This is a genomic window from Variovorax sp. RO1, assembly GCF_002849325.1.
Lineage (GTDB): Bacteria > Pseudomonadota > Gammaproteobacteria > Burkholderiales > Burkholderiaceae_C > Variovorax.
The window spans coordinates 1,581,972-1,593,511 of record NZ_PKMT01000001.1; the positions used below are offsets into that span (position 1 = coordinate 1,581,972).

General features: G+C 67.5%; 9 protein-coding genes. 3 read left to right on the forward strand and 6 right to left on the reverse strand.

Going from position 1 to position 11,540, the window contains the following annotated elements; all coding sequences use genetic code 11:
• Positions 1-56 precede the first annotated feature (56 nt).
• Entirely contained in the window at positions 57-1,871 is a 1,815-nt protein-coding gene (locus CY658_RS07725; RefSeq protein ID WP_101489567.1) for a glutamine--tRNA ligase/YqeY domain fusion protein, read from the reverse strand.
• A 137-nt stretch (positions 1,872-2,008) separates the two neighbouring features.
• Here CY658_RS07725 and CY658_RS07730 point away from each other — a divergent pair, with 137 nt between their 5' ends.
• Complete coding sequence (locus CY658_RS07730; RefSeq protein ID WP_101489568.1) at positions 2,009-2,368, forward strand: hypothetical protein; 360 nt, start codon at positions 2,009-2,011, stop codon at positions 2,366-2,368.
• Positions 2,369-2,449: 81 nt separating this feature from the next.
• On the opposite strand, the gene CY658_RS07735 is transcribed toward CY658_RS07730, so the two are convergent.
• From CY658_RS07735 to CY658_RS07755, 5 genes are all read right to left on the reverse strand, one after another.
• Positions 2,450-3,283 carry a LytR/AlgR family response regulator transcription factor gene (locus CY658_RS07735; protein ID WP_101490278.1) on the reverse strand — a complete coding sequence of 278 codons (834 nt, stop codon included), beginning with the start codon at positions 3,281-3,283 and terminating at the stop codon, positions 2,450-2,452.
• Positions 3,284-3,306: 23 nt separating this feature from the next.
• Entirely contained in the window at positions 3,307-4,323 is a 1,017-nt protein-coding gene (locus CY658_RS07740; protein ID WP_101490279.1) for a sensor histidine kinase, read from the reverse strand.
• Positions 4,324-4,394: 71 nt separating this feature from the next.
• Positions 4,395-4,697 (reverse strand): 2TM domain-containing protein, encoded by a 303-nt coding sequence (locus tag CY658_RS07745; RefSeq protein WP_101490280.1) that lies wholly within the window; start codon positions 4,695-4,697, stop codon positions 4,395-4,397.
• 5 nt (positions 4,698-4,702) lie between these two features.
• On the reverse strand, positions 4,703-5,683 hold the full coding sequence (locus CY658_RS07750; RefSeq protein ID WP_101489569.1) for a sterol desaturase family protein: 981 nt from the start codon (positions 5,681-5,683) through the stop codon (positions 4,703-4,705).
• Between the two features lie 48 nt (positions 5,684-5,731).
• On the reverse strand, positions 5,732-6,421 hold the full coding sequence (locus CY658_RS07755) for a DUF6622 family protein (RefSeq protein WP_374221092.1): 690 nt from the start codon (positions 6,419-6,421) through the stop codon (positions 5,732-5,734).
• Positions 6,422-6,541: 120 nt separating this feature from the next.
• On the opposite strand from CY658_RS07755, the gene CY658_RS07760 reads away from it, so the two are divergent.
• Positions 6,542-8,170, forward strand: coding sequence for an efflux RND transporter periplasmic adaptor subunit (locus tag CY658_RS07760; RefSeq protein WP_101489571.1), 1,629 nt, complete (start codon positions 6,542-6,544; stop codon positions 8,168-8,170).
• Complete coding sequence (locus tag CY658_RS07765; RefSeq protein WP_101489572.1) at positions 8,167-11,289, forward strand: efflux RND transporter permease subunit; 3,123 nt, start codon at positions 8,167-8,169, stop codon at positions 11,287-11,289. The genes CY658_RS07760 and CY658_RS07765 overlap by 4 nt, the downstream gene beginning before the upstream one ends.
• Positions 11,290-11,540: the final 251 nt, after the last annotated feature.

Genomic DNA, 11,540 nt, shown 5'->3' on the forward strand with positions numbered 1-11,540 from the left:
AAGAAAAAAGCCGGAGCCACGTCGGCCCCGGCTTTGCGGGAGAGAGAAAACCGGCCTTACTTGGCCCAGCTGTCCCGCATCCCCGCCGCGCGGTTGAACACGGGCTTGCTTTCTACGCCGGCCTTCGCGTCGCGCACGAAGTACCCATGCCGTTCGAACTGGATGCCCACGCCCGCTTCAGCCTTCGCCAGCGACGGCTCGACGAACGCCGTGCACACCTCAAGGCTGTGCTTGTTCAGCTCGTCCAGCAGCTCGCCGCTGCCCGGGTTGGCTTCGGCGAACAGGCGTTCGTACAGTCGCACCTCGGCCTGCACGGCATCCGCCGCAGCCACCCAGGTGATGTTGCCCTTGACCTTGATCGCGTCCGCGCCGGGCGTGCCGCTCTTGGTGTCGGGCACCAGCGTGGCCTGCACTTCGAGGAGCTTGCCGTCGGCGTCGCGCGTGGCGCCGGTGCATGCGATGACGTGGCCGTACTTCAGGCGCACCTTGTTGCCGGGGAACAGGCGGAAGAAGCCCTTGGGCTGCACGTCTTCGTAGTCGGTGCGCTCGATCCAGACTTCGCGGCCGAGCTTGAATTCGCGCTTGCCCATCTCGGGGTGGTGCGGGTGCACGGGGGCGGAGCAGTCGTCGAGAACGTCGTCGCCGCCCATCAGCTCGCCCCAGTTCGTGATGACCAGTTTCACCGGGTCGAGCACGGCCATCGCACGCGGCGCGACGGGCTCGAGGGTGTCGCGCAGCGCGGCCTCGAGGCTGGCGTACTCGATCCAGCCGCCCGACTTGGTGGTGCCGCTGCGTTCGCAGAACAGTTGCAGCGCCGCAGGTGTGTAGCCGCGGCGGCGCAGGCCGGCGATGGTGGGCATGCGGGGGTCGTCCCACCCGTCGACGTGCTTTTCTTCGACCAGCTGGCGCAGCTTGCGCTTGCTGGTCATCACGTGGGTCACGTTCAGGCGGGCGAACTCGTACTGGCGCGGGTGCGGGCTGGCGACCAGGCCGCCTTCGGCGAGGCGGTCGAGCAGCCAGTCGTAGAAGGGGCGCTGGTCTTCGAATTCGAGCGTGCAGATGGAGTGGGTGATCTGCTCCAGCGCGTCTTCGATCGGGTGCGCGTAGGTGTACATCGGGTAGATGCACCACTTGTCGCCCGTGTTGTGGTGGGTGGCCCGGCGGATGCGGTACAGCGCGGGGTCGCGCATGTTGATGTTGGGGCTCGCCATGTCGATCTTGGCGCGCAGGATGGCGGCGCCGTCGTCGAGCTTGCCGTCGCGCATCTCGCGAAAGCGCGCCAGGTTTTCGTCGGGCGTGCGGCTGCGAAAGCGGCTGTCGGTGCCGGGCGTGTTGAAGTCGCCGCGGTTGGCGCGCATCTCGTCGGGCGTCTGCTCGTCGACGTAGGCCAGGCCGGCGCCGATCAGGTACTCGGCGGCTTCGTACATGAAGTCGAAGTAGTTGCTGGCGAAGTACTCGTGTTCCTGCAGCGTGCCGGGCGCGCTGGGGCGGTCGGCCAGGTAGGTTTCGTAGCCGAGCCACTTCACGGCGTCGCGGATGGAGTCGACGTACTCCTGCTCTTCCTTCTCGGGGTTGGTGTCGTCGAAGCGCAGGTGGCACACGCCGCCGTATTCCTTGGCCAGCTGGAAGTTCAGCCAGATGCTCTTGGCGTGGCCGATGTGCAGGTAGCCGTTGGGCTCGGGCGGAAAGCGCATGCGGACCTTGGCGGGGTCGGGCATGCCCTGGGCGTGGTGGGCGGCGTCGCCCGGGGAACCGCCCCAGGTGCGGCCTGCGTAGGCACCCTGCGCGAGGTCGTTCTCGATCACGTGGCGCAGGAAATTGCTCGGTGCAGCGGTCGTTTTGGTGCCGCTTTTGTCGGTCGGGGAGGTCATCGCGTCATTCTAGAGGGGGGCCTGCGGGGGTTACTTTTGGCAACGCTCTTCACAATGCAGCGTCCACGCGGTTTGCATTTGGGGCGTTCAATACACACATGGGCCCACAACGCCCCCTCAACAAGGAGTTCCACATCATGAGCGTCACACGTTCCAACCTCTTCAAATGGGCCGCCGCCGGTGCGGTGGCCTTCGGTGCCCTGTTTGCGGCCACCTCGGCCAGCGCCCGCGGCGACGTGAGCTGGTCGATCGGCGTCGGCGTGCCCGGCGTGGCGGTCGGCGTGGGCGGTCCCGCCTACTACCCGGCGCCGGTCTACGCACCGCCGGCTCCTGTGTATTACGCACCGCCGCCCCCGGTTTATTACCGTCCGCCGCCGCCGGTGTACTACCGCCCGGCACCGGTCTACTACGCACCGCCGCCGGCCTATTACGGCCCGCGCTACTACGGTCGCGGCTATCACCGCGGTCATGGCCACGGACACGGCCACTGGCGCTGATTTACAACGCCATTCGTGACTGAATGAAAAAAGCCGGCCCCGAAAAGGCCGGCTTTTTGCTGGGCGCTCGCTCCGCAGATTTCACATGGCGCGAAACAGATGGGCGTAGAGCCGGCTGACCGGTATCTTCTCGGCCCGCCCGCGCAGCGCCAGGTGCAGCTTGCCGGCTTCGTCGCGGTGCACCGCCTCGATGGCCGCGCTGCGCACCACCACCGCGCGGTGCACCTGCCAGAAGGTGTCGGGGTCGAGCTGGGGCAGCAGCTGCTTGAGGGGCGTGCGGATCAGGTATTCCTGCGTGGCGGTGAGCACGCGCAGGTATTTGTCGGCCGCCTCGAAATACAGCACCTCGTCGATCGGCACCATGCGCACGGTCGCGCCGCCGGCATCGCTGGCGGCGATCATGCGCAACGGTGCCGATGGCGATGCCGACGGGGCACCGCCCGCGGCGCCCAGCACCTGGCGCCACTGGGCGAGGGTGCGCTCCAGCGCTTCGTCGGCCGGGATGGGTGGCGTCATCGATGGGGCCGCCGTCGCCAGCGCTTGCCGCAGCCGTGCCACGGTCTTGCGCAGGCGCTCGGGCTGCACGGGCTTGAGCACGTAGTCGATGGCTTCGGCCTCGAAGGCGCGCGCGGCGTACTCGTCGTAGGCGGTCACGAACACCAGCTGCGGCATCGGCGCCTCGTCTGTGGGCCAGCTGTCGGCCAGCTCGGCGGCGGCGCCCAGGCCGTCGAGGCCGGGCATGCGGATGTCGAAGAACAGCACCTGCGGCAGCAGTCTTAACGCCTCGCGCACGGCGCTGCGGCCGTCGCGGGCGGTGGCGACCACGCGCAGCTCGGGCCAGGCGGCGGCCAGTTCGGCCTGCAGGGCCTGGGCGAGCAGGGGTTCGTCTTCGGCGATGAGGGCGGTGAGAGGCATCGTCTTGTCGTCGTGAGGCATGTTCATGCGGGCAGGGGAAGGTTCAGGGTGACGCACGTACCGCCCGTCGGCGCGGGCCGCAGGCTCAGCCGGCCTTGCTCGCCGTATACGGTGGCCAGCCGCTCGCGCACCTGTTCGAGCCCGAAGCCGCCGCCTTCCGAGGGTTGCTGCGTCGCATCGAGCCCGACGCCGGTGTCGCTCACCTCGATGACCAGTTCGCCCGCTTTACGGCGCGCGCGCACGGCGATCTCGCCACCTTCGACCTGGGGCTCGAGTCCGTGGCGGATGCTGTTCTCGACCAGCGGCTGCAGCAGCAGCGGCGGCACGGGCGTGTCGCGCAACTCTTCGGGCAGGTCGAGCGTGTAGCGCAGGCGCTCGCCCATGCGCACCGACATCAGCTCGAGGTAGTCGCCCAGCCGGTCGAACTCGGCCGACAGCGGATGCGACAGCGCGCGCGAGCCGCTGAGCGTCATGCGCAGATAACTGTTGAGCCGGTCGAGCATGGCGACGGCGCGCGGCGGGTCGACGGTGATCAGCACGCGCAGGTTGGCCAGCGTGTTGAAGAGCATGTGCGGCTCGAGCTGGGTTTCGAGCAGCTTGAGGCGGGCTTCGGTGGCATTGCGCTGGGCCAGTTCGATCTGGCTCTGCATGTACTTGCTCTTGCCGAGGCTGTAGAAGAGGAAGCAGATGCCGGACCCCGCGATGATGGTGACGGTGACGCCCGTGGCCAGCTTGTGGCCTCGGAGGTCGAGAAAGTCGAATGCGGGTGCACCGCTCCAGGCGTCCCCGATGAGGTTGCCGGTCAAGAAGCCGAAGGTCACACCCGCCACGACCAGCAGAGGGCCCCACGGCCATTTCGGCCAGAGGGCTTCGCGGTGTCCGGTGATGAGGAGTCGGCCGCCATCGATGAAAAGCCAGCTCGCGATGCCGATCCCCATCGAATAGACCAGGTGGGCGGCCCAACTGCCGCCGCCCGCAATGGTCAGTGAACTCGCAATGAGGCAATTGAAGACGGCGGTGATCAGCCCATGCCGCAGCATGGACTGGACGTTGGCGGCGCTGAACCGGGCACTGAACCCGGCGGCAAGGGGCGACAGCGACAGGCCCAGGCTCACCGGCGGTCCTCGCCGCCCAGCGCGCGGCGCTCGCGCTCCAGCAGCCGGTCGTACAGGCCGCCGCCGGGGGCGATGAGCCAGACCACGGCGCCATGGATCAACAGGCCCAGGCCCCAGCCCATGAGCGGGTAGACAGCCCAGTTGTGGCCGCGCGAGGCCGCGAGCGCGACCAGCCCGACGTTGACGACCACATAGACGAAGGCATGGATGAACCAGCCCATCTTGGCGCCGGCGCGGCGGCGGGCGCGCTTTTCGAGATCGGCGTCGGCGCGGTTCGAAGAGGAGGTGGAAGAGGACATGGGGGTCATGACAGCTCCTTGAGAGAGATGGGTGAAACAGGGGAAAGGGGAACGAAGTCGCTGGCGGCCGTTGCGGGCGTCGCCATCGGTGGTGAAAGTTGCAGCGCCGCACGCTGGCGCAATTCCTCCGTGGTCTCGCCCGGCCCGTCCGCCCGCCAGCCCGGCGGCTTCACCAGATAACCGACGAACGCACGCAGCGATCGCGCCGAACGCAGGTCACGCCACAGGTCGCGCCACTGGCTGAACTCGATCTCGAACAGGTTGTACGAGGTGATCGGCTTCACCAGCCCGTAGCGGCAGGGCAGGTCGGCGCGTTCGGGGATGTAGGTGCCGAACAGGCGGTCGAACACGATCAGCACGCCGCCGTAGTTGCCGTCCAGATACTCCAGGTTCGAGGCGTGGTGCACGCGGTGGGCCGAGGGCGTGTTGAGCACCCATTCGAGCGGGCCGAGCTTCGGAATCCAGGTCGCGTGAATCCAGAACTGGTAGAGCAGGTTCAGCGTGAGCATCAGCAGGATGATTCGCGGCGGCATGCCCAGCAGCGGCGCCAGCAGGAAGAAGGCCAGCGTGCCGGTGAGCCGGCCGGTCCAGCCGAAGCGGTAGGCGGCCGACAGGTTCAGCTCGTTCGGCGAATGGTGCACGGCGTGGGTGCACCAGAACCAGCGCACCCGGTGCGCGGCGCGGTGGTACCAGTAGTAGCAGAACTCCTGGCCGATGAAGCAGGCGAGCCAGCCGGTCCAGTGGTCCATCGGCAGCGTGAAGAGCCGGTGGGCGTAGAGCCAGTCCATGGCGCCGATCCAGAAGGCCAGCGGCAGCAGCCAGCGCAGCGGGTATTCGCGCACCAGGAAGTCGAACACCGAAATGCCCGCCGCCTTCCAGTCGTAGCTGCGCCAGCCGTTGCGCCATGACAGCACCAGCGCTTCGGCCAGCGAAGCGAGCAGCACCACCGTGACGGAAATCTTGAGGATCAACACGAGCACGGTCATGGCGGTTCCTGGCGGCGAAGGGCAGGCGGGGCTGGGTTGGGCGGAATCTTAGGCCGCGCGGGCGCCGCTGACCATCGCACCCGACGCCGCGGCCAGCCGCCACAGGCGCGCAGCACGCGCCGCGAAGATGCCGCTGAAGGCGCCGTACAGCGCGGGCACACCCAGGGCGAAGGCCACGTGGTGGCGCAGTTCGGGGTGCATGGCCAGCGACACGCCCACCACGTACTTGGTGAAGAAGATGCCCATCATGAGCATCAGCGGCACGGCGGTGCCGGCCACCTCGAACTGGCGCGCCGCCGCGTCGTAGCGCGTGGTCGGGGGCAGCGGGCGGCGCAGCACGAGCGCCACGAGCAGCAGCGCGGCCACGGCCCAGCCGAGCAGGGCGCCGGCCGAGTCACCGAACGCCGACACCACGCCGAAGAACGACAGGCCGGCCATCGCGACCGGCATCACCAGCACGCGGTTCAGGCCGAGGCGGTTGGCCACGAGCTGACGGCCGCCGAGCCAGGCCAGCAGGACGAACACGGCGAACACCCACTTCGGGGTGTGAAGAAGGATTTGCATCAGCATGAGAGGCTCCGTTCGGTTGGAAGAAAGCAAAGGGGGCAGGGGATCGATGGAGCGGACTGTGCCGATGCCGCCCGGCCCCCGCCACGGCCATGCGACGAAATGCGGGTGGGCGGCGTGAAGTGCCAGCCACCGGCGTGAATGGCGGGCGGAAGGCCGCGACAGATGCATGCAAACGGAAGCTTTACCGTCGCTTTACGGCACGGAAAACTTGGGGAGTGATATTTCGCGCTGTACTCTAGGCCGCCTCCCTTCAGGTCGCTCTTTCGCACCCCTTCGCACGCACCGCCCATGGATTCCCACACGCCCCCCGAGCCCCTGCCACCCGTCGTGTCGTCGACCCATCCTCCGGCGCGTCGGCGCCGCTGGTTCGGGAGCCTGATGGCCCTGCTTCTGCTGGTGGCCCTCGGGGGCGGCGCCTGGTATTTGATCCAGCGTTCCAAATCACCGGCGCCCGGCGCGGGCGGACCGGGCCAGGGCCGGCCCGGCGGCGGTGGTCCGGGTGGGCGAGCGGGTGGCGGTGGCGGCGGTGCGGCCTCCAGCACCGTCGGCACCGCCGTCGCGCGGCAGGCCGACATTCCGGTGCAGCTCGAAGCGCTGGGCACGGTCACGCCGCTGGCCAATGTGACGGTGCAGCCGCAGGTGTCGGGTGTGCTCACCGCCGTGCTGTTCAAGGAAGGCCAGATGGTCAAGAAGGGCGACGTGCTCGCCACCATCGACCCGCAGCCCTTCGAGAACGCGCTGGCGCAGGCCGCCGGTGCGCGCCAGCGCGACGAGGCACAGCTGGCCGCGGCGCGCGTCACGCTGCAGCGCTACCAGACGCTGCTCGGGCAGGACTCCATCGCCCGCCAGGACGTCGACACCCAGGCCGCCTTGGTCAAGCAGCTCGAAGGTACCGTGGCCATCGACCGTGCCAACGAAAACACCGCCAAGCTCAACCTGACCTGGAGCCGCATCACGGCGCCGGTAAGCGGGCGCATCGGCCTGCGGCCGGTGGACGCGGGCAACTACATCTCGACCGGCAGCACGGGCGGCGTGGCCACCATCACGCAGATCGCGCCCATCGACGTCGAGTTCGCCATTCCGCAAGACCGCGTGCCCGAGGTGCAGGAGCGGCTGGGGCAGGGCGCCACGCTCGCCACCACGGCCTTCGACCGCACGCGCACGCGCCGGCTGGCGGAAGGCAGTTTTTCCACGCTCGACAACATGGTCGACACGCAGACCGGCACCGTGAAGGCCAAGGCACGCTTCACCAACGCCGACGGCGCGCTGTTCCCGAACCAGTTCGTCAATCTGCGGCTGCTGCTGCGCACCGTGAGCAGCGCGGTGGTGGTGCCGGTCACGGCGCTGCGGTACGGCCCGAACGGCGACTACGTGTACGTGGTGACGGCCGAGAACACGGCCTCGCAGCGGCCGGTGACGCGCGGCGAATCGAGCGTCGAATTCGCCTCGATCACCAAGGGCCTGCAGCCTGGCGAAACCGTGGTGACCGAGGGCGGCGACCGCCTGAAGGACGGCGCGCGCGTGCAGACCACGGTCGACCGGCCGGCCGGTGCGGCCTCTGGCGCGGCAGCGCCGGGCGGACGGCGCGGAGGACGTCGGCAGGAAGGCGCCGGCGGTGCCCGTCCAGCCGAAACGGCGGCGCCGGCTTCGCCATCGCAGGCACCGGCTGCTCCGGCCGCAGCACCTCCGGCAACAACGCCCGCACCCGCACCTGCTGCAGCCCCTGCAGCCACAACACCCGCCAAGCTCCCCACCCCCGAGCAGCGCCAGCGCATGCTCGACGCGGCCAAGGACGATCCCGAACAACTCGAACGCCGCAAGCGTTTCCTCGAAGCGCTCGACCGTGGCGACCCCGCCGCGCTGGAGCGTTGGCAACGTCAGTCCGAGCGCGGTGGTGAGGGACGGCGCAGTCCATGAGCCCGTCGCGCCCGTTCATCCTGCGGCCGGTCGCCACCTCGCTGCTGATGCTGGCCATCGTGCTGGCCGGCCTGGTGGCGTTTCGCTTCCTGCCGCTGGCGGCGCTGCCGCAGGTCGACTACCCGACCATCCAGGTCCAGACGCTCTACCCCGGGGCCAGCCCCGAGGTCATGAGCAACACCGTCACTGCGCCGCTGGAGCGCCAGTTCGGCCAGATGTCGGGGCTCGACCGCATGAGCTCGACCAGCGCGGCGGGCGTGTCGATCATCACGCTGCAGTTCTCGCTGGGCCAGACGCTCGACGTCGCCGAGCAGGAAGTGCAGGCCGCCATCAATGCCGGCGGCTCGCTGCTGCCGGCCGACCTGCCCGCGCCGCCGGTGTACGCCAAGGTCAATCCGGCCGATGCGCCGGTGCTCACGCTGGCCATCACCTCCGACACGTTGCCGCTCACCGAGGTGCAGAACCTCGTGAACACCCGGCTCGCGCAGAAGATCAGCCAGGTCTCGGGCGTGGGCCTCGTGTCGCTCAGCGGCGGGCAGCGCCCGGCCGTGCGCATCCAGGCCAACACGCAGGCGCTGGCGGCCAACGGCATCGGGCTGGATTCGCTGCGCACCGCGATCAGCGCGGCCAACTCCAACGGCGCCAAGGGCAGCTTCGACGGCCCCAAGCGCGCCTACACCATCAACTCGAACGACCAGCTGCTCACGGTCGACGACTACAAGAACCTCATCGTCAGCTACAAGAACGGCGCGCCGATCCGCATGGTCGACGTGGCGCGCGTGGTCAACAGCGCCGAGAACGCGCAGCTGGGCGCGTGGTCCGGGCGCAAGGTCGATGGCGAGGTGCAGCTCACGCCGGCCATCATCCTGAACGTGCAGCGCCAGCCCGGCGCCAACGTGATCGCCACCGTCAACGCCATCAAGAAGCAGCTGCCCGAACTGCAGGCCGGCCTGCCCGCGGGCCTGCAGATCGAGGTGCTGAGCGATCGCACGGCCGGCATCCGCTCGTCGGTGCAGCACGTCGAGATGGAACTGGTGCTGGCCGTGGTGCTCGTGGTGCTGGTGATCTTCGCGTTCCTGGGCAGCCTGCGCGCCACCGTCATCGCCAGCATCGCCGTGCCGATCTCGCTCATCGGCAGCTTCGGCCTGATGTACCTGCTGGGCTACAGCCTGAACAACCTGAGCCTGATGGCGCTGACCATCGCCACCGGCTTCGTGGTGGACGACGCGATCGTCATGATCGAGAACATCGCGCGCTACATCGAGGAGGGCGAAAAACCGCTGCAGGCCGCGTTCAAGGGCGCCGCGCAGATCGGCTTCACGATCATTTCGCTGACCGTGTCGCTCATCGCGGTGCTGATCCCGTTGCTGTTCATGGGCGACGTGGTGGGCCGCCTGTTCCGCGAGTTCGCCGTGACGCTGGCGATCACCATCCTGATCTCGGGCGTGGTCTCGCTCACGCTGGTGCCGATGATGTCCGCGCGCTGGCTCAAGCACGAGCCGAAGAAAGACGCGACGGGCACCGGCTTCGGCGCGCGCGCGCAGCGTTTCTTCGACGGCGTGATGGTGCGCTACGACCGCTCGCTGCACTGGGTGATCGCGCACCAGCCGCTCACGCTGCTGGTGGCGCTGCTCACCATGGTGCTGACCGTGGTGCTGTACCTCACCATTCCCAAGGGCCTGTTCCCCACGCAGGACACCGGCCAGCTGCAGGCTCGCGTGCAGGCCGCGCAAGACGTCTCTTTCGAGCGCATGGCGCAGCTGCAGCAGCAAGCCGCGCGCGCCATTCTTGAAGACCATGACGTCGAGAACCTCAGTTCGTTCGTCGGCGTGGACGCGGCCAACAACACGATGCTGCACACCGGCAGCATGCTCATCAATCTGACGAAGAGCCACGACGACCAGCAGGAGGTGATGGACCGCCTGCGCGAGCGCGTGCAGAAGGTGGCGGGCCTCACGCTGTACCTGCAGCCCACGCAAGACCTGACCATCGATGCCGAGACCGGACCGACCGAGTACCGCGTGTCGTTGGAAGGCGTCAACAGCGCGCTCGTCACCGAGTGGATGCAGAAGCTCGTCGCAAAGCTGCAGGAGTCGGACAAGGTGCGCAACGTGAGCAGCGATGCCGGCGCGCAGGGCCTGGCTGCATACGTGAACGTGAACCGCGACACGGCGTCGCGGCTGTCGATCACTGCGAGTTCGGTGGACGACGCGCTGTACAGCGCCTTCGGTCAGCGCATCGTCTCGACCATTTTTACGGAGACGAACCAGTACCGCGTGATTCTGGAAGCACAGCCCGGCATGGTGAATACTCCGCAGACGCTGGGGCAGTTGAACCTCATTGCGGGGTCGGGCACGGCGACGCCGTTGTCGGCCTTTGCGGAGATCAGCGAGCGGCAGGCGCCGTTGCAGATCACGCACGTGGCGCAGTATCCGGCGAGCACGTTGAACTTCGATACGGCGCCGGGGGTGTCACTCGGTGGTTCTGTTGCGGCGATTCGCGCGGCTGCTAAGGAGATCGGGTTGCCGGGCAGCGTGACGATGACTTTTCTGGGGGCTTCGGGGGCTTATGAGAAGTCTTTGTCGAATCAGCTGTGGTTGATTCTGGCGGCGGTGGTTTGTGTGTACATCGTGTTGGGGGTGCTGTACGAGAGCTATGTGCATCCGTTGACGATTTTGTCTACGTTGCCTTCTGCTGGGGTTGGGGCTTTGTTGGCGCTGATGATCACTGGCAATGATCTGGGGGTGATTGGGATCATCGGGATCATTTTGCTGATCGGCATCGTGAAGAAGAACGCGATCATGATGATCGACTTTGCTATCGATGCGGAGCGGACTCAAGGGAAGTCTGCGCGTGAAGCCATTCATCAGGCTGCTCTGTTGCGGTTTCGTCCTATCTTGATGACTACGCTGGCTGCTCTTTTTGCTGCTGTGCCGCTGATGTTGAGTTTTGGGGACGGGGCTGAGTTGAGGCGTCCGCTGGGGCTTGCGATTTTTGGTGGGTTGATCGTTAGTCAGTTGCTGACTTTGTTTACTACGCCGGTTATTTATTTGGCGTTTGATCGGTTGGGTGGGGGGAGTGGGCGGGCTTCTTCTGAGCTTGAGGAGGAGACGGCTTGATCTGTCTGTGCTCCTGCTGCTTGTTTGTTTTCCGAGGCCGGGAGTTCCGCCCGGCGGCGGACTTACTTTCTTTTGCTTCGCCAAAAGAAAGTAAGCAAAGAAAAGGCGACCCCACTGTCTGCGACCCCTGCGCTTCGCTACGGGGCAGCCTGCGGTGCTCGCGTTTCGCGGGGTCTCGCAGAACTCGCTTCGCTCAAACAGCTGCGAGCCCTGATCCGCGAAACGCTGCGCTCCTCGGCGCATACAGAGGG